Annotated in this window: 18 protein-coding genes; 9 read left to right on the top strand and 9 right to left on the bottom strand. The window is 70.3% G+C overall.

What is annotated here, in order from left to right:
- Nucleotides 1–38 precede the first annotated feature (38 nt).
- The 8 genes from ACFYRH_RS23300 (at nucleotide 39) to ACFYRH_RS23265 (ending at nucleotide 10,514) form a co-directional block, all read left to right on the top strand.
- Entirely contained in the window at nucleotides 39–851 is an 813-nt protein-coding gene (locus tag ACFYRH_RS23300) for a PIG-L deacetylase family protein (RefSeq protein WP_387778868.1), read from the top strand.
- Nucleotides 852–995: 144 nt separating this feature from the next.
- Nucleotides 996–1,934, top strand: a complete 939-nt coding sequence (locus ACFYRH_RS23295) for a hypothetical protein (protein WP_387778865.1) — start codon at nucleotides 996–998, stop codon at nucleotides 1,932–1,934.
- A 113-nt stretch (nucleotides 1,935–2,047) separates the two neighbouring features.
- Nucleotides 2,048–4,360: an FdhF/YdeP family oxidoreductase gene (locus ACFYRH_RS23290; RefSeq protein WP_387778862.1), complete on the top strand. Its 2,313-nt coding sequence runs from the start codon at nucleotides 2,048–2,050 to the stop codon at nucleotides 4,358–4,360.
- A gap of 90 nt (nucleotides 4,361–4,450) precedes the next feature.
- Entirely contained in the window at nucleotides 4,451–6,814 is a 2,364-nt protein-coding gene (locus tag ACFYRH_RS23285) for a GH92 family glycosyl hydrolase (RefSeq protein ID WP_387778859.1), read from the top strand.
- A 155-nt stretch (nucleotides 6,815–6,969) separates the two neighbouring features.
- Entirely contained in the window at nucleotides 6,970–7,452 is a 483-nt protein-coding gene (gene crcB, locus ACFYRH_RS23280) for a fluoride efflux transporter CrcB (protein ID WP_387778856.1), read from the top strand.
- Nucleotides 7,449–7,820 carry a fluoride efflux transporter CrcB gene (gene crcB / locus ACFYRH_RS23275; protein WP_387778853.1) on the top strand — a complete coding sequence of 124 codons (372 nt, stop codon included), beginning with the start codon at nucleotides 7,449–7,451 and terminating at the stop codon, nucleotides 7,818–7,820. Before crcB (ACFYRH_RS23280) ends, crcB (ACFYRH_RS23275) begins: the two co-directional genes overlap by 4 nt.
- Before the next feature lie 142 nt (nucleotides 7,821–7,962).
- Entirely contained in the window at nucleotides 7,963–9,318 is a 1,356-nt protein-coding gene (locus tag ACFYRH_RS23270) for an ADP-ribosylglycohydrolase family protein (protein ID WP_387778850.1), read from the top strand.
- Nucleotides 9,318–10,514: an MFS transporter gene (locus ACFYRH_RS23265; RefSeq protein WP_387778847.1), complete on the top strand. Its 1,197-nt coding sequence runs from the start codon at nucleotides 9,318–9,320 to the stop codon at nucleotides 10,512–10,514. The genes ACFYRH_RS23270 and ACFYRH_RS23265 overlap by 1 nt, the downstream gene beginning before the upstream one ends.
- An 8-nt stretch (nucleotides 10,515–10,522) precedes the next feature.
- Here ACFYRH_RS23265 and hpnH read toward each other — a convergent pair whose 3' ends face one another.
- The 7 genes from hpnH to hpnC are packed head-to-tail and all read right to left on the bottom strand — an operon-like array spanning nucleotide 10,523 to nucleotide 18,955.
- Nucleotides 10,523–11,518: an adenosyl-hopene transferase HpnH gene (hpnH, locus tag ACFYRH_RS23260; protein WP_387780657.1), complete on the bottom strand. Its 996-nt coding sequence runs from the start codon at nucleotides 11,516–11,518 to the stop codon at nucleotides 10,523–10,525.
- A 2-nt stretch (nucleotides 11,519–11,520) separates the two neighbouring features.
- Nucleotides 11,521–12,981 (bottom strand): 4-hydroxy-3-methylbut-2-enyl diphosphate reductase, encoded by a 1,461-nt coding sequence (ispH, locus tag ACFYRH_RS23255; protein ID WP_387778844.1) that lies wholly within the window; start codon nucleotides 12,979–12,981, stop codon nucleotides 11,521–11,523.
- Nucleotides 12,978–14,885, bottom strand: a complete 1,908-nt coding sequence (gene shc / locus ACFYRH_RS23250) for a squalene--hopene cyclase (protein WP_387778841.1) — start codon at nucleotides 14,883–14,885, stop codon at nucleotides 12,978–12,980. The genes ispH and shc overlap by 4 nt, the downstream gene beginning before the upstream one ends.
- Entirely contained in the window at nucleotides 14,882–15,910 is a 1,029-nt protein-coding gene (locus ACFYRH_RS23245) for a polyprenyl synthetase family protein (protein ID WP_387778838.1), read from the bottom strand. The genes shc and ACFYRH_RS23245 overlap by 4 nt, the downstream gene beginning before the upstream one ends.
- A complete protein-coding gene (hpnE, locus tag ACFYRH_RS23240) occupies nucleotides 15,907–17,259 on the bottom strand; it encodes a hydroxysqualene dehydroxylase HpnE (protein WP_387778835.1) in 1,353 nt (450 codons plus the stop codon). The genes ACFYRH_RS23245 and hpnE overlap by 4 nt, the downstream gene beginning before the upstream one ends.
- Nucleotides 17,256–18,128, bottom strand: a complete 873-nt coding sequence (locus tag ACFYRH_RS23235; RefSeq protein WP_387778832.1) for a squalene/phytoene synthase family protein — start codon at nucleotides 18,126–18,128, stop codon at nucleotides 17,256–17,258. Before ACFYRH_RS23235 ends, hpnE begins: the two co-directional genes overlap by 4 nt.
- Nucleotides 18,125–18,955 carry a squalene synthase HpnC gene (hpnC, locus tag ACFYRH_RS23230; protein ID WP_387778829.1) on the bottom strand — a complete coding sequence of 277 codons (831 nt, stop codon included), beginning with the start codon at nucleotides 18,953–18,955 and terminating at the stop codon, nucleotides 18,125–18,127. Before hpnC ends, ACFYRH_RS23235 begins: the two co-directional genes overlap by 4 nt.
- A gap of 137 nt (nucleotides 18,956–19,092) precedes the next feature.
- On the opposite strand from hpnC, the gene ACFYRH_RS23225 reads away from it, so the two are divergent.
- Nucleotides 19,093–20,295, top strand: a complete 1,203-nt coding sequence (locus ACFYRH_RS23225) for a PucR family transcriptional regulator (RefSeq protein ID WP_387778826.1) — start codon at nucleotides 19,093–19,095, stop codon at nucleotides 20,293–20,295.
- On the opposite strand, the gene ACFYRH_RS23220 is transcribed toward ACFYRH_RS23225, so the two are convergent.
- Nucleotides 20,251–21,531, bottom strand: coding sequence for a WS/DGAT domain-containing protein (locus tag ACFYRH_RS23220; RefSeq protein ID WP_387778823.1), 1,281 nt, complete (start codon nucleotides 21,529–21,531; stop codon nucleotides 20,251–20,253). The genes ACFYRH_RS23225 and ACFYRH_RS23220 overlap by 45 nt on opposite strands.
- Nucleotides 21,528–22,301 carry an SDR family NAD(P)-dependent oxidoreductase gene (locus tag ACFYRH_RS23215; protein WP_387778820.1) on the bottom strand — a complete coding sequence of 258 codons (774 nt, stop codon included), beginning with the start codon at nucleotides 22,299–22,301 and terminating at the stop codon, nucleotides 21,528–21,530. Before ACFYRH_RS23215 ends, ACFYRH_RS23220 begins: the two co-directional genes overlap by 4 nt.
- Nucleotides 22,302–22,309 lie beyond the last annotated feature (8 nt).

Here is a 22,309-nt window from a genome sequence, read left to right as displayed (position 1 = left end):
AACTAGGCCGGATCGGCGGGGCGTGCCATGCTCGTAGTGTGGGCCGGTCTTTCACCCTGGTGGCGTTTCACGCGCACCCGGACGACGAAGCGCTCCTGATGGGCGGAACGCTCGCGCGCCTTGCCGCCGAGGGGCATCGGGTAGTGCTCGCGGTCGCCACCGACGGTGAGGCGGGCGCGGCGGCTTCGACGTACCGTTCCGGTGGCGGGCTGGCGGCGTACCGGCGCAGTGAGCTGGATCGGTCGGCGGCGGCGCTGGGGTGCGCGCGGGTGGTGCGGTTCGGTTTCACGGACTCCGGATCGTCGGGGCCCGCGGCCGACGGCGGTTTCAGCACGCTTCCGGTCGAGGAGGCGGCGGCGCCGTTGATCGCGCTGCTGCGCGAGGAACAAGCCGACGCGCTGACCATCTACGACCCGGCCGGCGGCTACGGTCATCCCGATCACCGGCAGGTGCACGCCGCCGGGAACTACGCCGCGGCCCGGGCCGGTACGCCGTTGGTGCTCGAGGCAACGATCGACCGGGGACCGATCCGGCGGCTGATCCGGATCGTCGAGGCGATCCCCGGCGTCCTGCCCGAGGTCTCGGCGGCGGACTACGACGACGCCTACTCCCCCGGCACCGCGATCACGCACCGGGTCGACGTCCGCCGGTACCTGCCGGCCAAGCGCCGGTCGTTCGAGGCCCATGCGAGCCAGGCGAGCTCGGACCAGGGTGCCCGGACGCTCGCGCTGCTGCTCAAGCTGCCCCCGTGGCTCTTCCGCCTGCTGCTCGGCCGCGAGTGGTACGTCGAACACGGCCGCACCCCAGGCGCACCGCTCGACGACCTCTTCGCCACTCTCAGATCCTCTTGACATCCCCGGAGCCGCCCTCACCTCAGCCGGGTAACGAATGAGATCTTCTCGCAACTCGGCTGTGAACTTTTCGGCGGCGTCCGGAATCCAATGCGGTACGACGGAGGCTGGGGTGCCTCCGCGTCATTGGGGAGGACGATCGAGATGTTTCGTAAGACCGTAGGTCTGGCCTCGGCCGGCATGCTCGCGCTGGGGCTCGGAGCGGCCATGGTGCCGTCCGCGCAGGCCAAGTCGTCAGCAGTGGACACCACGACGGCGACCACCGCGGCGTGCGCGCTGCGGCTCGGATCGGTGACGTCCACCGGCGCGTTCACCAGCCGGATGATCAACGCCACCGCGCCGATCACCGTCGGCGGCGTCCGTGGCACCGCCGGGGTGTTCGGAGCGAATCAGGTCCAGCACATCACCACCGTCGTCGGTACGCCGCTGACGGGTGGCGGCGAGGCACGCTCGGGGCTGACCGTGATGGGCGGCGCACTGTACTCGAGCTCGTTCGTGGTCGACAGCGAGAGCCAGATCGACCCGCACTACCCGCACAACAACCTCCGCGTCGGCGGCGGTTGGGCGAACTACCGCTGGATCGAGCAGTCGGTCCTGCAGCCGGCCAACGCCGGCGACCCGGCCCGTACGCTGCTGTACGGCCAGAGCACCAACGGCATCACCACGCGGTGGATCTCCGACGGCAGCGGCTGGCGCACGACCGCGGGTGTCGGCGGCCTCAGCACGGTCAAGGGGATCGCACTGATCAACCGCACGGCGACGTCGGAGACGTTCCTGGCCAACACCCGGTCCGGTGCCCTGGTGACGGTCACCTGGCCGACGAAGTACCTGGGCCCCGCCTCCAGCAAGGTCGTCCGGGGGTCGACCTGGCAGGGCTTCGAGCAGCTGATCGCGACCAAGTGCGGCGCGAACGGCACGTTGCTGCTCGGCATCGACCGGGACACCAAGTCCGGTTACCTGTACGCCGTTGGGCACGCCAACGGCAAGAGCACGGCGATCAAGAGTCTGGGCAAGGTCCCGCTGACCTTCTCCGACCCGCAGTACTTCCGGATCGCCCCGAAGTACGACGTCCTGAACGGCTGAGCAGTCCGATCCTGGGGCCGGTCGCACCACCGCGGCCGGCCCCGCCTCTGCCCGGGACCGCCCCGGAGGGTGCAGACTCGTCCGTAGGACGCGACCGGGCGGAGGAACAGTAGATGACCGACGACACGGTGAACTCCGGCGGCGACGGGCCCGCGACCGACGGCGAGTGGTCGCAGCAGGACTACCACCACCCGGCCGCCGGTTGGGGCGCGGCGAAGTCCGTGGCCCAGGTCCTCGGTCACGAGCACGCCGTCCTGTCCGGGCCGCGGGCGATGCTGAAGATGAACCACGAGAACGGCGGCTTCGACTGTCCCGGGTGTGCCTGGCCGGACGCGACCGACGGCCTGAAGCTCGATCTCTGCGAGAACGGCGTCAAACACGTCGTCTGGGAGATGACCCCGAAGCGGGCCGGCCGGGAGTTCTTCGCCGCGCACACGGTCTCCGAGCTCGAGACCTGGACGGATTTCGCTCTCGAGGACGCCGGCCGGCTGACCGAGCCGATGGCGTACGACGCGCGCACGGACCGCTACGTGCCGATCACGTGGCAGGCCGCCTTCGACCTGATCGGCGGTCAGCTGCAGGCGCTCGACTCCCCCAACCAGGCGGCCTTCTACACGTCCGGCCGGCTGAGCAACGAGGCGACGTTCCTCTACCAGCTGTTCGCCCGCGAGTACGGGACGAACAACCTGCCCGACTGCTCGAACATGTGCCACGAAGCGTCCGGCCGCGCCCTCCAAGCCGCCCTCGGCACCGGCAAGGGTACGGCGGACCTCCGCGACTGGGAGAACGCCGAAGCGATCTTCATCCTCGGAGTGAACGCCGCGTCGAACGCTCCGCGGATGCTCACCGCCCTGTCCGACGCGTACCGCCGCGGCGCGCAGATCGTGCACGTGAACCCACTCGTCGAGGCTGCGGCCGGGCGGACGATCGTGCCGCACGAGTTCGTCGACATGGCGCTGTTCAAGGCCACCCGGACCGGCACGCTGAACCTGCAGGTCCGCGTCGGCGGGGACCTCGCGCTGCTGCGCGGCATCGCGAAGGCAGTGCTCGAGGAGGCACGCACCGACGAGAAGGCGCTGGACGAGGTGTTCCTGGAGCGGTACACCGACGGCTTCGCGGCGTACCGGAAGCTCTGCGAGGACACCGACTGGGCGGACCTCGAAAAGCAGTCGGGGCTCTCGGAGGCCGACATCCGGCGCGCGGCGACGATCTACTCGGAGGCGAAGCGCACGTTGTTCAGCTGGTGCCTCGGCATCACGCAGCACGAGCACGGCGTCGACACCGTGCGAGAGATCGTCAACGTGCTGCTGCTGCGCGGCAACCTCGGCCGCGAGGGCGCGGGGCCGTCTCCGGTGCGCGGGCACAGCAACGTGCAGGGCAATCGGACCTGTGGCATCGACCATCGCCCCAGCGCGGAGTTCCTGGACCGGCTCGCGACCGCCTGCGGGATCGACCCGCCCCGCGAGCACGGCCTCGACACCGTCCGGACGATCGCCGCGATGCGCACCGGGGCGATCCGGGTGTTCGTCGGGATGGGTGGGAACTTCGCCCTCGCCGCACCTGACACCGCCGCGACCTCCGAGGGACTCCGGTCCTGCGACCTGACCGTCCACGTCAGCACCAAGCTGAACCGCAGTCATCTGGTCCACGGCCGCCAGGCGCTGATCCTGCCGTGCATCGGACGCACCGAGATCGACCGGCAGGCCGCCGGTCCGCAGTCGGTGTCGGTCGAGGACTCGATGAGCATGGTGCACCTGTCGGCCGGCCACAAACGCCCGGCGTCACCGCAGCTGCTGTCGGAGCCCGCGATCATCTCGGGCATCGCTCAGGCGACGCTGCCCGCGTCCCGGACTCCGTGGACCTGGTACGTCGAGGACTACGACCGGATCCGCGACATCATGGCCAAGGCCCTCGACGGGTTCGAGGACTTCAACCGCCGGGTGCGGAACCGCCTCGGGTTCCGGCTCCGGCAGCCCGCGCGCGAGCTGGTGTTCCGCACCCCGAGCGGCCGCGCCGAGTTCTCCACGGCCGATCTACCGGACGTGGTTCCGGCGGACGACGACGTACTGATCCTGCAGACGATGCGGTCGCACGACCAGTGGAACACCACGATCTACTCCGGCAACGACCGGTACCGCGGGGTGCGGAACCTCCGCACGCTCGTCCTGATGAACCCGGACGACATGCGCAGCCGCGGTCTCGAGCAGGGCGATCTGGTGGACGTCACCGCCACCGCGCGGGACGGGTCCGTCCGCGAACTGCGCCGGTACCGGGCCTTGCGCTACGACCTGCCGCGCGGGAACGCCGCTGGGTACATGCCGGAGATGAACGTGCTGGTCGCCGCGAACGACTACAGCTCGCAGAGCGACCAGCCGTTGATGAAGAACATCCGGGTCCGGGTGACGCCTGCGCGTTCCGTCGACTGACCGACAACGTTGTCAGCTGTTCAGGAGTTCGTCATGATGGGCTCCTAAGCTCTCCGCCGTTCCGTCTCCGCCCCCACGGAAGGTCGACGCATGCGCCTGCCCGCTCTCGCTCTCACCGTTGCCCTCAGTGCCGCCCTCGTGGCGTCGCCGGCTCCCGCGGTACCGGCCCAGGCCGGGTTCGATCCGGCGGGGTACGTCGACCCGCTGATCGGCTCCGCCCGCGACGGAACGACCTGGCCGGGCGCGGTCCGGCCGTTCGGGATGATCTCCTGGAGCCCGACAAGCACCCGCGGCGACCAGACCAGCACCGGCGCGGCCAACGGGTACCAGTACGACGTCACGCGGGTGCGCGGGTTCAGCCTGACGCACCTCAGTGGCGCCGGCTGCAATCCCGGAGCCGCCGGTGACGTCCCGATCCTGCCGTTCGCCGGCGCGGTGGACTCGTCGCCGACCGCGGACACCGCCGACGCGAAGTACGCGACGAACTTCCGGCACGAGAACGAGACCGCCCGGCCGGGCCGGTACACGGTCACTCTCGACTCCGGCGTGAAGACCGACCTCGCTGTGACCACGCGCGCGGGCGTCGGCGAGTTCACCTTCCCGGCCGACCAGGCCGCCAACCTGCTGTTCCGTACGTCGAACTCGCTCAACGGCAGCGAGGACGCCGAGATCACCATCGACCCGGCGCACCGCACTGTGACCGGCTCGGTGCTGACCGGCGCGTTCTGTGGCCGCCGCGCGAACGGCGGCGTGAACAACCGGAAAACGTACTACCGGCTGTACTTCACCGCGTCCTTCGACCAGCCGATCGTTGCCAACGGCACCTGGAAGGACAGCACGCTGGCGCCGGGCAGCACGCACACCACCGGTGGCGAGGGGTACGCGACGGGCGCCGACCGGGCCGGCCGCGGCTCGGGCGGGTTCGTCACCTTCGCGCCCGGCTCCGCGGTCCGGATGCGGCTCGGGATCTCGTACGTCAGCCTCGCGGGCGCCGAGCAGAACCTGCGCGCCGAGCTCCGGCCGAACGCGACCGTCGACAAGGTCGCCGCGGACGGGTACGCCGCCTGGCAGCACGAACTGAACGCGATCAAGGTCAGCGGTGGCACCGATGCCCAGCGGACCACGTTCTACACCGCGCTCTACCACACGCTGCTGCAGCCGAACGTCTTCAACGACGTCGACGGCCGGTATCTCGGGTCGGACCAGAAGATCCATCGGCTCGCGCGCGGGCAGAAGGCGCAGTACGGAACATTCTCCGGATGGGACCAGTACCGGGCGCACATCCAGCTGCTCGCGCTGCTGAAGCCGGATGTGGCGGGCGACTACGCCCAGTCGATGTATCAGTTCGCCCAGCAGAACAAGGGGATCTGGGACCGCTGGCTGCACAACAACGGCGCGACGCATGTCATGACCGGCGATCCGGCCGCGCCGACGCTGGCGACGTTCGTCGCGATGGGCGTCCGGAACTTCGACACCCGTGGCGCGTTCGACTCGCTGGTCCGGCAGGCGCGGGTCCAGAACGCCGACGCGGAGAACGACGGCGGCTGTCCGGGCCAGTGCACTGGACAGCGGCCCGCGCTGAACACGTACCTCGCGAAGCACTACGCACCGCAGGACGCCTGCCACTGCTGGGGCGGAGCTGCCGAGACGCTGGAGAATTCGCTCGCGGACTACTCGCTGGCTCAGTGGGGCTCGCGCATCGGTGCCGGCGTGGCGGATCTCGAGGACCGTGGCAGCTGGTGGAAGAACACGTTCGACCCGGCTGTCGGATATCAGCGGGCGCGCAAGGCGGACGGCACCTGGCAGGACGGGTTCAGCCCGTCGACCGATGTCGGGTTCGCGCAGGGCACGACGTCGACGTACACGTGGATGGTGCCGCAGGACGTGTCCGGGCTGGCGTCGCTGATGGGTGGCAACGCACCGGCGGTTCAGCGGCTGGACACGTTCTTCCACGACGCCGACGGCAACTGGGCCGTGAAGGGCGGCAGCCCACTGCGATACGACCCGACCAACGAACCCGGTCTGCACGCGCCGTGGCTCTACAACGGTCTCGGCGCGCCGTGGAAGACGCAGGCGACCACGCGGGAGATCGTCGACACGGTCTACGGGACCGGCCCGTCGGGACTCCCGGGCAACGACGACCTGGGCACCTTGTCCGCGTGGTACATCTTCGCCGCGATCGGACTGTTCCCGCAGACACAGGGCCGCGCGGAACTGCTGGTCGGCAGCCCGCTGTTCCCGAAGGTCGAGGTACGGCGGAGCAACGGCGTACGGCTGACCGTCGAGGCGCCGGCGACCTCGGACGCGAACCAGTACGTCCAGGGCCTGACGCTGAACGGGCAGGCGCGGAGCGAGTCGTGGCTGCCGGAGAGCTTCGTCACCCGGGGCGGGCGGATCACGGCGCAGATGGGGGCCGCCGCGTCGAACTGGGGATCTCCCCCTGTGGACCACTGACGCGCCGGTCCGGCTCCGGCCGTTAGGATAGGCCGGAGTTAGACCGGCGGTGGGGCTCGCCGGACCGAACTGTCGCCGATCCGGTGGCCAACAGTCCCTACCAGGTAGCCTCGCGGCGTCCCGTCGCGAGGTCGGTCCAGGTAGGAGGCCTGTCTGTGGAGCACCACCCTGTCGCACCGCTGCCCAAGGGGCCGGTGGATCCCGATGTCGACCTGCGGATCGACGGTCGCGCCGGACGTGCGCACGACCCGGTGATCCTCGGCGCGATCGCGGCCGGCGGGGCGCTCGGTGCGACCGCTCGCTACCTGATCGGGCTCGCCTGGCCGACGCCTGCCGGCGGCTTCCCGGTGAGCACGTTGCTGATCAACGTCGTCGGCTGCGGGCTGATCGGGATCCTGATGGTCGTGGTGACCGACGTGCTGACGCGGCAGCGGCTGCTGCGCCCCTTTCTCGGGACCGGCGTGCTCGGCGGGTTCACGACGTTCTCGACGTACGCCGTCGACATCCAGCGGCTCGTGACGGGGCAGCATGCCGGGGCCGCGCTGCTCTACCTCGTCACGACGGTTGTCGGCGCGCTGCTCGCAGTACGGGCCACGGTGTCGGCGACCCGGGCACTCGTCAGCTGGAGGACGCGATGACGTCGCTCGTGCTGGTGATCGCCGGCGGCCTGATCGGGGCACCGCTGCGCTACGTCGCGGACCGCGCCGTCCAGGCGCGTCACGACTCGCCGTTCCCGTGGGGCACGTTCAGCGTCAACGTCCTGGGCTCGCTGGTCCTGGGATTCCTGGCCGGTGCGTCGTCCGCGCTCCCGCACGAGGTTCAGCTCTTCGTCGGTACGGGGTTCTGCGGCGCGCTGACGACGTACTCGACCTTCTCCTACGAGACGATCCGGCTGTTCGAGGACCGCGCGCGTTTCCTCGCCTTCGCCAACGTCACGGCGAGCATCGTCGCCGGCCTCGGCAGCGTCTTCCTCGGGGCGGCCGTCAGCCAGGCCTTGTGGAGTTGACGGTCGGGGGTCGCGATCCCCGGATAGTCGATGACGAGGCCGGTGGCGTCGAAGACCAGCTCGCACTCGAAATCGAAGGTGGCGGCGGGCAGCGCGCGGAACTCCATGACGCGACCCTAGCCGGACATGATGGACTGGTCCCGTGACCGACGGACAGGTGGAGTTGGGGCCCGGGTACTCGAGTCAGTTCCACGACGCGATGCGACCGGTGAACCTCTTGTACGACGAGGTTCGGCAGCGGCGCGAGACGGGGTACGACGTCGACTCGCTGGTCACCGAGGCGAACCGGACCGACCCGAACGACCGCGAGGCCGTGCTCGACCTGGTGGACCGGATGTCGCTGGCGGCCCGCGCTCCCGGCTGGCGGTACTTCGAACCGGACGAACTCGTCGACATCGAGGAAACGCTGGACGCGCGGCCCGAGGCTTTCGCCGTACCGGAGGCGGAGCTTGCGGACAAGATCCAGGCGGCGTGGCTCGGTCGGATCGCGGGGTGCAACGTCGGCAAGCCGGTCGAGTCGGGTGACTACTGGACGTCCGACCGGATCCGCGACTACCTGATGCTGGCCGACGCGTACCCGCTACGGGACTACGTGCCGGTGCTGGATCCGATGCCGGACGGGTATCGCCTGATCGCCTGCTGGCCGGAGACGACCCGCGGGAACGTGCACGGGTCGGCCCGCGACGACGACATCGACTACGCGATCCTGGCCCTGCACCTGCTGGAGACGCACGGTTCGGCGCTACGGCCCGAGGACGTGGGCGTGGCGTGGACCCGGCTGTTCCCGATCGGACAGGTGTTCACGGCCGAGCGAGCGGCGTACCTGAACCTGGTCAACGGGTTCACGGTGCCCGAGGTCGCGCGGCGGCGGAACCCGTACCGCGAGTGGATCGGCGCGCAGATCCGCGGCGACGTGTTCGGGTACGTGCGGGCCGGCGACCCGTGGGCGGCCGCCCGGCTGTCGTACCAGGACGCGGCGCTCTCGCATGTCGGGAACGGGATCTACGGCGAGATGTGGGCGGCGGCGCTGGTCGCGGCGGCGTTCACGGCGGCCGGTCCGCGCGAGGTGGTCGAGCGGGCGCTGGCCGTCGTGCCGCCGCAGTCCCGGCTGGCCGAGGCGATCCGGGACGTGCTCGAACTGCAGGCGTCCGGGAGCACGTGGGAGGACGCGCTCGCCGCGATCCAGCAGCGGTACGGGCACTACTCGTGGGTGCACACGATCAACAACGCGGCGATCGTCGCCGCAGCGCTGCTCTGGTCGGACGGGGACTACCTGACCGGCGTCGGCCGGGTCGTGATGAGCGGCTGGGACACCGACTCGAACGGCGCGACCGTCGGCTCGGTCCTCGGTGTCCTCACCGGGACCCGCGGCCTGCCCGAGCACCTGATCGCTCCGCTGGAGGACCGGACCCGCTCGGCCCTGTTCGGCTTCGACAACTCCCGGATCTCAGATCTCGCCGCCCGTACGGTGCGCCTCGCCGTACAGGGTCTCGAGTGATGCTCGACCGGTCCGAATCCGCGCTGGGCATCGTCCTCCGGTCACGCTTCTACCGCTCGGCCTTCCTGTCGCTGCTGGTAGCCGGCATCGGGGTGTCGGCCGCGACGCCGCAGTTCACGCTCTTCCTGGTCCGCGACCTCGGTACGCCGCTCCCGGTCGCCGGCCTGTACTACGTGACGAACCTGGCCGCCCCGGTCGCCGGATTCCTGGTCGGGCGCTGGTCCGACCGCAGCCACGACCGTCTGCTCTGGTTCCGGATCTGTGCGCTGATCGGCTCCGCGGGCTGGTTCGCGATGGCGGCGACCAACGCGATCTGGATGCCGTTCGTGATCAGCGTGCTGGCGTTGAGCGTCTCCGGTGGGTCGATGGCGCAACTGTTCGCCGCCTGCCGCGACGAGCTCAGCCGTCACCCGACCCGGGCCGAGAACCGGGTGATCGCGACCATCCGGATGGCGTTCACGACGGGCTGGATCCTCGGCCCGGTGTTCGGCAGCTGGTTCGGCGGCGTGTTCGGTCTGCGCGCGCTGCTGATCGCGACGGCCATCTGCGTGTTCGCCCAGGTCCTCCCTCTCGGCCGCCAGCGAGTCGAGCGGTACGACGCCCCGCGGGACGTCGACGCGCCGGTGGAGAAGCGGCGGATCGACCACATGATGCCGCTGCTGATCTTCACCGCGGTCTGCGTGCTGGCGATGACCGGTGACACCATCAAGTTCGGCTACCTGCCGATCTACATGGCCGAACAGTTGCACGTGTCCGACTCGCTCCGCGGTCTCGTGATCGGCGTCCAGCCGCTCCTCGAACTGCTCCTGCTGCCCGTGGTGGCGCGGCTCGCGGACCGGTACGGCGCGATGCGCGCGATGACGGTCGGCGCGATCCTCGGTCTGGGCGGAAACGTCGCCTACGCGCTCAGCACGTCGGTCGCCGGCCTGTTCCTCGGGCAGACCCTGACGGCCGGTCTGTGGGCCTGCGTCGGCGCACTCGGGGTATCCATCGCTCAGCGTCTCTATCCGGAAGGTGTCGGCACTGCCTCCGGCGTGTTCCTCAGCGCGATCCCGCTCGGCTCGGCGATGGGCGGCACCATCGGCGGCATCGGCGTGGCAGCGATCGGTCTCCCGCACGTCTTCTTCATCCCGGCCGGCCTGACGTCGCTGTCGATCGTCGCGTTCGTGATCCTGAGTGTGCGCGAGCGGGTCTAGCTCTCCATCTAGCTCACGGCCGCGCGGATCGACTCCTTGAGTGAGCCGAGCGTCGCGACCACCGCGGTCGGTTCGTAGCCGCAGTGCGCCATGCAGTTCGCGCACCGCGGGTCCTTACCGCGGCCGTACGCGCTCCAGTCGGTCTCGTCGAGGAGCTCCTGGTACGTCGCGACGTACCCGTCGTCCATCAGGTAGCAGGGGCGTTGCCAGCCCTTGAGCGAGTACAGCGGGATCGCCCACGCCGTACAGCTGAAGTCGACCTTGCCCTCCAGGAAGTCGAGGAACAGCGGCGAGTGGTTGAGTCGCCACTTCTTCCGGCGGCCGTCGCCGAACGCCTTGCGGAACAGTTGCCGGGTCTCCTCCGGGCCGAGCCAGTGCTCCTGGTCGGGCGCCTTCTCGTAGGCGAACCCGGGCGAGATCTGCATGTTGTCCACGCCGAGGTCGTCGTTCAGGTAGTCGAGTACGTCGATGACGTCCTGCGGGCTGTCGGTGTCGAAGAAGGTCGTGTTCGTCATCACCCGGAACCCCGCCGCCTGCGCCTGCTTGACGGCGTCCACGGCCTGGTCGAACACCCCGTCCTTGCACACCGATTGATCGTGCCGCTCGCGCAGCCCGTCGATGTGCACCATCCAGGCGAAGTTCTTGTGCGGCGTGAACTTGTGCAGGTGCTTGGGCAGCAGTACGGCGTTGGTGCACAGGAACACGATCTTCTTCCGCGCCAGCAACTGCCGGACGATCTCGTCGATCTCCTTGTGCATCAGCGGTTCGCCGCCGGCGATCGAGACCATCGGCGCACCGCACTCCTCGACCGCCGCGACCGCCTGCTCGACGGACATCCGCCGCTTCAGCCAGTCGTGGGTCTGCTGGATCTTGCCACAGCCCGCGCACTTCAGGTTGCAGGCGTACAGCGGTTCGAGCTCGAGCAGGATCGGGAACTTCTCCCGGCGGTGGAGCTTCTGCTTCATCAGGTATCCGCCCAGGCGGACGGACTGCCGCAGCGGCATGCTCACGACTGGGTCACCTCTTTCGGTAGCGCGAAGCGGACGTCCTCCACCAGGCTTCCGTGCTCGGTGAGGGTCGTTGGGCCGAGTCCGGACAGGCAGTGGACCAGGGCATCGACGAGTGCGGGTGGGGCTGATGCACCGGCGGTGATGCCTACGCGTCGTACCCCGGCGAGCCGGTCGAGCGTGAGCTCGCCGGCGTCGTCGACGAGGACCGCGGGGGTTCCCGCCGCCTCCGCCACCTCGACCAGGCGCCGGGAGTTCGAGGAGTTCTGGGAGCCCAGGACCACCACGAGGTCGGAGCGTTCGGCGATCGCTCGGACGCCGGCCTGGCGGTTGCTGGTCGCGTAGCAGATGTCGTCCTTGCGCGGACCGGTCAGGTTGGGGAAGCGCCGACGAAGTACCGCAGCCGTCTCGGCGGCCTCCTCGAGGGCGAGGGTGGTCTGCATCGCGTAGCCGACGTTGTCGGGATCGGGGACCTCGACGGTCTCCGCCTCGGCCGCGTTCGCGACGACGATGACGTGGCCGGGCGCTTCACCTACGGTGCCGATGACCTCTTCGTGGTCGGAGTGGCCGATCAGCAGGACGGTGCGATCGTGGGCGGCGTACCGGCGTACCTCCTGGTGGACCTTCGCGACGAGTGGGCAGGTTGCGTCGATGACGCGCAGGTTGCGCTCGGTCGCCTGCTCGCGGACCGCGGGAGCGACGCCGTGCGCGGCGAGCACCAGGAGGCTGCCTTCCGGGACCTCGTCCACTTCGTCGACGAAGACGGCGCCGCGTCGCTCAAGGTCGCCGACGACGTGCCGGTTGTGGACGATCTGCCGACGGACGTAGACCGGGGCGCCGAATGTCTCGAGCGCCCGCTCGACGGTCTCGATGGCACGCTCGACTCCGGCGCAGAACGAGCGCGGCGTGGCGAGCAGCAGCTCCCGCTCCCCGGTCGCCGCGGCCCAGGCGTCGATCCCCGGCGCCGTCCGCCGCAGCTGCTTCAGTGCCTGCGCTCCACGGCGCGGCATCCCGATCCCCCGCAGCCGCTGCGACGGTGTGTCCACCACGACCCGAACCACGACGGTCAGCCCGTCGTCCCCTGCCAGCAATCCCGACTCGGTGTCCACGGCCATCGCTCCGCTCGCGGCAAGCTCGTGGCGTTCCCGGGGCGAGTCGACAACGTGATCGGTGGTCACGATCGGACCGGCGTGAACGGTCAGCCCGAGCCGCCGCAGCTCTCCTGCGACGAGTTCGGCCGCTCGGCAAGGTACGACGCTCTGCCGGTGCCGAACCTCTGTCGCGACCACCACGTCGCCGGCGGAGATCCCGTCGGTCAGCGCGCCGGCGACGCCCGCGACCAGCGCCGGGCCCCCGGTCGGTCTCCCCTTCGATCGGCCGGTGTGGATGACCCAGGTCGCGAGTTCGTCCCGGAGGGCCAGCCACTCGGCGAGCAGTGGTGTGTAGACGACCGCTGTCATCGCGGGCTCCCGAGATAGCGGCCCAGCGCCCAGATGGGGAAGACCAAGCGGTACAGGTGATAGCCGATGGAGAAGTCGCCGGGGAAACCCGTGCCGGTGTAGCGGTGCTCGTCCCATCCGCCGTCCGGCCGTTGGGTGTCGACGAGATAGTCGATCCCGCGGGACAGCGGCTCGCCACTCTCGTCTGCCGCGAGCAGAGCGAGCAGAGCCCAGGCGGTCTGCGACGGTGTGGAGTCACCACGGCCGATCCAGGACGGATCGACGTACGAGCGGAGGTCCTCGCCCCAGCCGCCGTCCGGGTTCTGGTGCTCGGCCAGCCAGCGCACGGCCCGCCGTACGACGGGATCGCGCGGCGACATCCCGGTCGCGATCAAGGCCGGTACGACGGCCCCGGTCCCGTACACGTGGTTGGTCCCCCACCGTCCGAACCAGCTTCCGTCCTCTTCCTGCGCGTCGAGCAACCACCGCACCCCCCGGCGGCACTCCTCCGACTCGGTCCGCCCCTCGGCCGCCAGCATCTCCACGACGTGGGCGGTGACGTCGGCCGAGGGTGGATCGATCACCGCCCCGAAGTCGCAGAACGGCAGCTTCAAGGCCGTGGTGTCGGTGTTGTCCGCGTCGAAAGCGCCCCACCCGCCGTCGGCCGACTGCATCCCGGTCGTCCACGCGACCGCGTCGTCCAGCGCCATCCGCAACCGCTCCGGCTCCGGGTGATCCACCCGCCGCAACGCGAGCACGATCTCGGCGGTGTCGTCGGTGTCCGGATAACCGTCGTTCGCGAACTCGAACGCCCACCCACCGGTCACCAGGTCCGGCCGCCGGACCTGCCAGTCCCCCGGTGCGTCGATCTGCTCGGCCAGCAACCAGTCCGTTGCCTTGAGCACCGACTTGTCGTCACCGGGCACGCCTGCATCCAGCAACGCCCCGACGGCGAGCCCGGTGTCCCACACCGGTGACTGACACGCCTCGAGCCAACGCACCGGCCCGTCGGCGGTCTCGGAGTGCACGGTGAACCCTTCGAGCCCCCGCAGGCCTGCAGCCATCACGGGATGGTCGAGCGGGTACCCCATCAGCCGCAGCGCGATCAAGGAGTACACCCACGGCGGCTGGATCCCTCCCCAACCACCATCGGCCTCCTGCCGCGCCACGATCCACTCGGTCGCCCGCCGCATCGCCAACCGCCGCAGGCCCTTGACCGCCCCCTGGCGGGTGTACCAGTTCAGTACGACGTCCAACCGCTGGAAGGCACCGTCGAGTCGCCAGGGCGGTGCGAGCGGCGCGGACGGCCTACCCGAACGCAGCTCGTCGATCGTGAAGTCCACCGGGTGCACCGGCCTGCACGCGCTCACGATCGTCAGCGGCACGATCGTCTGCCGCGCCCAGCACGCCCAGTTGTAGATGTTCAACGGCGCCCAGCGCGGCAGGAAGATCAGCTCCGGCGGTAGGTCCGGGGTGTCGTCCCACCTCCACAAGCCGAAGAGCGCGAGCCAGATGTGCGTGAACACCCGCGCCTGCTCGACACCACCCGCCGACCGGATGAACTCCGCGGCGCGCGCCAGATGCGCCGCCCCGGGATCGTCGCCCGCCATCCGCAACGCCACCCAGGACTCGACCGTCGTCGACAAGTCACCAGGCCCACCCGGGTACGTCGCCCACGTCCCGTCCTCCCGCTGCTGTGAACGGATCCATCGCGCCGTCTCCGCGTCGGCCTGCGCCGTCGCCACGCCGAGGAAGTGCCGCAGCATCAGATCCTCGGCGTCCATCGTCACGTTGGTCGCGAGATCGCCCTTCCACCACCCGTCCTCGTGCTGCAACGACCGCAGATACTCCACCGCCGCGTCCAGACAGTCCTGTACGCCGGAACGCTCGCCGTACCGTTCCTCGGGCACTCGCTCGGCCGTCACAGCTGCCGCTCCGCGACGAACTGGGCCAACTGGTCGAGCTGGTCCCGGTTGGCCGGCGCGATGCCCGCGGCGTCCAGGGCCTTCCCGGCATTCCGCACTCGTTCCTCCGCTTCCGCGAGCGCCCACTCCCGGCCGCCCGCGCGTTCGACCAGCTCGGCGGCCTCCGAGGCGTCGCCGGACGGGTTCGCGAACCAGGCCGCCAGGTCGCGGCCGGGCGCACCGCCGTACTGGAGGGACCAGACGACGGGCAGCGTCTTCTTGTGGGCGAACAGATCGGAGAAGACGGGTTTGCCGGTCGTCTCCGGCGTACCCCAGATGCCGAGCAGGTCGTCGACGAGCTGGAACGCGAGGCCGAGTTCCCAGCCGTACGTGCGGAACGCGTCGCAGGTGACCGGGTCGGCGCCGGACAGGATCGCCCCGAGCTCGGCCGCCACCCCGAGCAGCGCACCGGTCTTGCCCGCGGCCATGTCGAGACACTCGGCCAGGGTGACGTCGTCCCGGCGCTCGAACGCGACGTCGAGCACCTGGCCGCGGATCAGTTTGCGGGTGGCGACGGCGAGGGCGTGTCCCGCGGGTGCGGCGTACGGCGTGTTGCTCTCGGCAAGTACTTCGTCGGCGAGACAGGCGAGCGCGTCGCCGACGAGGACCGCGGTCGCGTCGCCCCAGATCGCCCAGACGGTACGCCGGTGGCGGCGCTTGGTGTCACGGTCCATCAAGTCGTCATGGATGAGCGAGAAGTTGTGCACCAGCTCGACCGCGACACCACCGGGGACCGCCGGCTCGGCCCGGCCGCCGACGGCCTCGCCCACGAGCAACGTGAGGCCGGAGCGGATCGCCTTGCCCGAGCTTCCGTTGGCGGGCCGGCCGTGCTCGTCGCACCATCCGAGGTGATAGGCCGCGACCAGCCGGCTGTGGTCGTCGAGCCGGTCGAGGGCCTGGCGGAGGGGCGGATCCACCAGTTCCCGTCCCCGGGCCAGCATCCCGGGGACGCTCGTGGCCGCCGGCATCCTCTCCACCGCGGTCACGAGACCACATCCTTCGCAGCCACCTCGCCGGACCGGGTGACGGTGGTTCTGCCGGACGTGCGCAGGACGGATGCGGCGGCCGCCTCGCCACTGCGGACGGCGCCCTCCATCGTCGCGGGCCAGCCGGTGGCGGTCCAGGCACCGGCGAGATGGAGCCCGGGCCGGCGCGTGGTCGCACCGGGCCGGAAGCGACCGGTGCCTGGCGCCGGCCGGAATGTCGCGTGTCGCTCTCGGGTCACGAAGAACTCCCTCACACGTGCGTTGGCCGCCTCCGGGAGCAGCCGCCGAACAGCCGGCACCAGCACATCCCGCACCTTCGCGACCGGAGTGTCGATCAGGTCGTCGGCGGCCGACATGGAAACCGCGAGGTACTGCTCGCCCCCGCGCATCCCGCGGTCGAAGACCCACTGCAGCGGGCTGTCCACCGCGGCGACGAAGTGCTCGCCGAGCACCTGGCGATCGAACATCAGGTGCGCGTTGACGATCGGCGAACTCCCGAGCGCCTCGACCCACCCACCGGGAACGTCCAGTGCGTCGTCAGGCAGCAACCGCGCGGCTTCGTCGGGCGGGACGGCGAGCACCACGTCGTCGTACCGCTCGCCCCCGATGGTCCATCCGCCGCCGGCCGCCTCCAAGGAGCGCGCGCGAGCACGCACCCGTACTCCGACACCCGCGGCCGCCAACGCCCGCCCTGCAGCATCGCCGTGCAGTTGCTGCAGGGGCACCAGCGACCATCCGATGTCGGCGGCATCGGCCTGCTCCAGCAGTCCGATCTGGAAGACCGTCGCCGCGACCGCCAGCGACGCGTCGTCCGCTCGCGCGTTCAGCGTCGCCACGCCGATCAGTTCCCACAACGCCTCGACCGCGCGAGCGTCCTGACCGTGCGCGGCCAACCAGCCGCCGAACGACTCGGCATCCGTCGCCGCGGCGTACCGATCCACCCGCCCCATCGCGAGCGCACCACTGACAGCGGCCGCCCGCTCGGCCAGACTCAACCAACGGTACGTCGCCAACGCCGGCCCGAGATGCAACGGCGCCGGCATCCCGTTCCGCCAGATCCGCCCCACCCCGGGCCGCGTCCCACTGCGCACCGGCACGTCGAGCCGCGGCTGCAGATACACCTGGTCCCGCACCCCGAGCCGCTCCAGCAGGCGCAGGTACGACGTGCAGCACCGCAGGAACACGTGTTGGCCGTTGTCGATCCACCGCCCGTCGCGCTCGAACGAGTGCGTCAACCCACCCAACTTCGGGCGACCCTCCAGCAACACGACCTGACACCCCGCATCAGCCAGCGACAGCGCGGCCGTGATCCCGGCAAGACCGCCTCCGACGACCGCAACCCGCCTCATCGCCGGGCTCCCGTCAGCGACACGAGAGCGACCAGTGCCTTCTCGCCGGCCGACAACGACAACCGCTGGTCGTACACGAGGACCGGGTTCGCCCCGATCCGGCGGAGCAGGTGGTGGTAGATGCCGGACATCGCCCGGCACGACGCGCCGCTGCGCCAGTCCAGGTACGGCAGCAGGCGCCACCCCAGCGAGTACCAGTCCTGCGCGCGACCGGCGGCGTACCGGATGTAGCCGGCCAGCCGGCCCTGTGGGTCGTCGAGCCGGCCGTGCTCGTCGAGGACGATCCGGACGCCGAAGCGTTCGAGCTCGTCGGCCGGCAGGTAGATCCGGTCGTTGGTCAGGTCCTCGCGGATGTCGCGCAGGATGTTCGTTTGCTGCAAGGCGATTCCGAGTTGGTCGGCGTACCCCGCGAGGGTCTCGACGTCGGCGCCGGTCGTCGCCGGGCCGAAGATCGACAGGCACAACCGCCCGACCGAGCCGGCGACGCGACGGCAGTAGACGACCAGTTCGTCGAAATCACCGATCCGTACGTCGGCGAGATCCGTCTCGACTCCGGCGATCAACTCCTCGAACGCGCCGAGCGGCACCGGATAGCGCCGCGCGGCATCCGCGACCGCGACGTACACGGGCTCGGCCACGTCGTCCAGGCGACCGAGATCCTTGCGGACCTGCGCGAGCGCCGACCGCTTGGCCTCCAACGGCAGATCACCGTCGCCGATGTCGTCGATCCGCCGGGCCAGTGCGTACAAGGCGGACAACGCGTTGCGCTTCGGCGGTGGCAACAACCGGATGCCGTAGTAGAAGTTCCGGGCCTCGCGTCGGGTGATCTCGAGACAGGCGTCGTACGCCGCCGCGACAGTTGCCGTCATCGCGCCACCGCCCGAACCATCAATCGCACCGTCTCCACCTTCGAAGGCCGAGCCGATCCGGCCAGCACCTCACCCCCGGTACGCCGCAACGCGCGCACCGTCGCCTGGCCACCGGCCACGAATCCGGCCACCGCTACCCGCGCCCAGCCGTGCAGTCGTCGCACGATCTCCGCCCCCTCGTCGAGCATCACCGCGGCCCGTTCGGTCTCGAACGTCATCAGCGCGCGCAGCTGCGGTGTCGCCCGCTCCCGATCGAGATCGCTCGCGTCGACGCCGTACGTGCGTAGGTCCTGTTGTGGTAGGTAGATCCGCCCGGCGCGACGGTCTTCGGCGACGTCCTGCCAGTGCTCGACGAGCTGCAACGCCGAGCACACGAGATCCGAGAGCCGCTCGGCTTCGGCGTCGTGGACGTCGAAGACACCGAGCACCATTCGCCCGACCGGATCCGCGGACAGCCTGCAGTAGCCCATCAGGTCCTCGAAAGTCTCGTAAAACTTGACGGTCTGGTCCTGCAGGTTGGCCTCGATCAAATGCCGGAACGGTTCGGCGGTCAGGCCGTGCGCCCGGACGACGGGCAGCAACCGGCGCAGTACCGGGTGCTCCGGCTGCTGGCCGGTCCAGATGCGGTCGAGATCGGTCGCGAACGCGCGCAAGGCCGCCGTACGGTCGCCTGGATGACTGTCGCCCAGCTCGTCGACCGTGCGGGCGTAGCCGTAGACAGCGTGTAGCGCTTCTCGATGTCCGGAGGGCAGGAACTTCAGCGCGACCGGGAAGTTCTCGCCCTGCTCCTTCCTGCCCAGGTCCTTCTGCAGTCCGTCTGGATGCACCTTTCCATGATCGGAAGCGGTTTCCTGCCAACTCTGCCCCGGTGGAGCACATTCGGCGCAGGGAAATTTGTCACGGAGTTACAGTTGCCTTCGAGGGGCTGGTGCCTTCGCGGCGGCCTTCGAGGGGGTAGGCAGGCATGACCATCACGACGTTCGATCGCGCGAGTCTCGAGGAAGCGCTGCTCGACGGACTGCCGGCGCTGGTCGCCGAGGTGCGGGACGGACTGGCCGAACACTGGCCGGACTACGCGGCGTTCCTGGACGCCGACCGGGACGCGGTGGTCAAACCCGCCGCGCTGTTCGTACATCGGCTGCTGGACATGTCGATCGCGAACCTGAACAGCCCGGACCGCACCACCGTCGACCGCGGGCTCGACGGCGCGGACGAGACGGTCCGGCAGGTGTTCGAGGAGATCGGCCGCCGGCAGCTGCAGGAGGGCAACGACCTGACCCGGCTGCTCACCGCGTTCCAGCTCGGCGCCCGGGTCGCCTGGCGGCATGTCGCCGCGACCGCACTTCAGCTGGACTTCGCACCGGACAATCTCGCCGCGCTGGCCGACTCGGTGTTTGTCTTCGTCAACCAACTCTCCTTCTCGGCCGCGAACGGCTATCTGCAGGAGCAGATCGACGACGCGATGGCGCGTGAACGCCGCCGCGAGGAGCTCGCCAACCTGTTGCTGTCCGGCCGTGCCGGCAGCGAGGCGATCCAAACGGCCGCGCTGCAGGCGGCCTGGCGAATTCCGTCGACCGCTGCGGTCGTCATCTACAGCGACGGTGACGAGGAACCTCCCAGCACGCTGGTCGCCCGGCTCGAACCAGGCGCACTGCCGATCCGCCGCAACGGCGTGCTGGTCGGTGCGATCGTTCCGGAACCGTCCGGTCCGGGACGCCGGCTGCAGCTCAGCCGGGAGCTCACCGGTCGCGGCGCGGTGGTCGGCAACTCGGTCGCGCCGGAGCAGCTCCCGCGCAGCCTGGAGATCGCGCGAATCGCTGTCCGGCTGCGGCGGACCGGCGTACTCACCGACGACCCGGTGTTCGCGGACGAGCATCTCGACGCATTGATCGTCTGGCGGGACGAGGCGCTGGTCGCCGCGTTGCGCGACGAGATGCTCGCGCCGTTGGAGGGCCAGACGGTGGCCGCGCGCGAGCGGCTCGCGGAGACGCTCGCGAGCTGGTTGCGGCACTTCGGCGACCGGCAGGCGATCGCGCACGAGCTGAGTATCCACCCGCAGACCGTCCGCTACCGGATGGCGCGGCTCAGAGCCCTGTACGGCGACCGCCTGGACGACCCCGAGTCACGCGCTCGACTCTTCCTCGCCCTGGAGTGGCCCGGCCCCTGACTCGCGGCGCAGCCTCTGCAAGGCTTTGTCGAGGTACGCCGCCAGCGCCGGCCCGTCGACGAGGTCGGGATCGGTCGCCAGCCCGATGCCGAGCGTGCCCGACCAGCTCAGCGCACCCACCGCGAGCGGCGTCCCCGGGACCAGCGGCAGGATCGGGTACGCGCGATGGTGCGGTACGCCGGCGAACGTCATCGGGATCGTCGGCCCGGGCATGTTCGACACCACCGCGTGCAGGAATCGTGGCCCGTAGACGGTGCGTGCGAACCATCGCACGAACGGTTCCGGCACCACCCGCAATCCGGTCGCCATCACGAAGCGGGACGCCAGTGCCCGCGTCGGCCGGCGCAACCGCTCGGTCCGCCGCGAGACCTCCGCGAGCAGGTCGTCGAACGGACGCCCGTCGACCGGCACCTCCACCATGATCGCCGCGGTCGCGTTCCCCTCCGCCGCGCTCTCGGGCGTCCGCACCATCGTGGTCACGGAGAACCGCATCCGGTCCCGGACCGATTGCGGTAGCGCGGGCGCAACGGCGTACAGGCCGTCGGCGAGGAGGGCGAGCAACAGGTCGGTGACGCGGACGCCGCGGGCCGTCGCGATCCGTCGTACGACGTCCAACTCGACGGCGGCGACACCGAAGTCGCGGCGCGACGATCCTGGCGGCAACGGTGCGGAGGTGCCGTCGGTCGCGAGTTGCGCGAGGCCGACTGTCACTGCCGCGGCACGGGCGAGCCGACCGGGTCCGGCGGCGGACGGCATGGTGAGCGTGGGGCGAGGCTCGAACAGGCTGAAGGTCTGCAGCACCGTACCGATGCCGTCGGCAATCGAATGATGGACGAGCACCACGAGCGCATCGGCCGCACGCGGCCCGGCGTCGCGGACCATCGCGATCCGCCACAGCGGCCGGTCCCTTGGCATCGGCTGCTCGGCCAGGTCACCGATGAACCGCAACAGCCCCGGTACGCCGTCCATCGACCGGTGCTCGATCACGTGCCAATCCAGATCGGCCTCGCCTGCCTCGATCCAGCGCGGCCGCCGCCACGGGGACGACGGCGCGAGTCGCTGGTGCATCCGCGGCAGCCGCGCGAACCCGTCCCCGACCAGCTTGCGGATCTCCTCGATCGAGGGCCGCTGCTCCGTCGGCTCGAGCATCACCACGCCACCGACATGCTGAGCCGCGCCGGTCCCCTCGATGTGCAGGAAGAACGCGTCCGCCGACGGTACGACCAGGCCCTTCACCGGGACTCCCGCCGCGACTGCACCTGCTCGCCGAAACGTGCCGAGAGCAGCCGATAAGCGCCCGGAGCAACCGCGCGGACGACGGGCGCGACGCGCAGCCATCCGGGCACGACGGTCTCGGGGCGATCGTTGGTGATGCCATCGACCAGAGCTCGCGCGACGTCGGCGGCAGGCATTGGGCGCGGCCGGCTCCGATCGTACGGGCGACCGCGAGCAGCGAAGAAGCCAGTGTCGACAACGCCCGGGACCGTCAGGCTGACACCGACACCGGTCCCACGAAGTTCCAGCCGTAGGCTCTCGGCGAAGATGTCGATCGCGGCCTTCGTGGCCGCGTACACGGCCTCGCCCGCGACCGCGGTGCGTCCGGCGATCGAGCCGACGAGGGCGATGTGGCCGCTGCCCCGCTCGACCATTGGCGGCAGCAACTGGTGGGTCAGCCGGAGCGGCGCCACCAGATCGACCGCGATCAGCCGTTCGATCTCGTCGTACCGCATCTCCACGAACGGCCCCGACCATCCGGTGCCGGCGTTCGCGACCAGGACGTCGACCCGCCCGTGGACACGCAGTACTTGATCGGCCAACGTGCCGGTCTCGGCGAGATCACCGACGAGGGGTACGCCGCCGACGCGCGTCGCGACTGCCGCGGTCCGTTGCTCGTCGCGGCCGTGCACGACGACCCGAGCGCCCGCGGTCGCGAGCCGCTCGGCGACCGCCGCGCCGATCCCCGCCGATCCACCGGTGACCAGCGCAACCTTCCCGTCCAGTCGCATCGCACCCT

The sequence above is a fragment of the Kribbella sp. NPDC004875 genome (assembly GCF_042873375.1).
Taxonomy (GTDB): domain Bacteria; phylum Actinomycetota; class Actinomycetes; order Propionibacteriales; family Kribbellaceae; genus Kribbella.
This window is presented reverse-complemented; position numbering and strand designations above follow the sequence as displayed.

Coding starts and splice junctions, on each gene's coding strand:
- ACFYRH_RS23295 (WP_387778865.1), top strand. CDS start 996: ATGTTTCGTAAGACCGTAGGTCTGGCCTCGGCCGGCATGCTCGCGCTG.
- ACFYRH_RS23290 (WP_387778862.1), top strand. CDS start 2,048: ATGACCGACGACACGGTGAACTCCGGCGGCGACGGGCCCGCGACCGAC.
- ACFYRH_RS23285 (WP_387778859.1), top strand. CDS start 4,451: ATGCGCCTGCCCGCTCTCGCTCTCACCGTTGCCCTCAGTGCCGCCCTC.
- crcB (WP_387778853.1), top strand. CDS start 7,449: ATGACGTCGCTCGTGCTGGTGATCGCCGGCGGCCTGATCGGGGCACCG.
- ACFYRH_RS23265 (WP_387778847.1), top strand. CDS start 9,318: ATGCTCGACCGGTCCGAATCCGCGCTGGGCATCGTCCTCCGGTCACGC.
- hpnH (WP_387780657.1), bottom strand. CDS start 11,518: ATGCCGCTGCGGCAGTCCGTCCGCCTGGGCGGATACCTGATGAAGCAG.
- ispH (WP_387778844.1), bottom strand. CDS start 12,981: ATGACAGCGGTCGTCTACACACCACTGCTCGCCGAGTGGCTGGCCCTC.
- hpnE (WP_387778835.1), bottom strand. CDS start 17,259: ATGAGGCGGGTTGCGGTCGTCGGAGGCGGTCTTGCCGGGATCACGGCC.
- ACFYRH_RS23235 (WP_387778832.1), bottom strand. CDS start 18,128: ATGACGGCAACTGTCGCGGCGGCGTACGACGCCTGTCTCGAGATCACC.
- ACFYRH_RS23225 (WP_387778826.1), top strand. CDS start 19,093: ATGACCATCACGACGTTCGATCGCGCGAGTCTCGAGGAAGCGCTGCTC.
- ACFYRH_RS23215 (WP_387778820.1), bottom strand. CDS start 22,301: ATGCGACTGGACGGGAAGGTTGCGCTGGTCACCGGTGGATCGGCGGGG.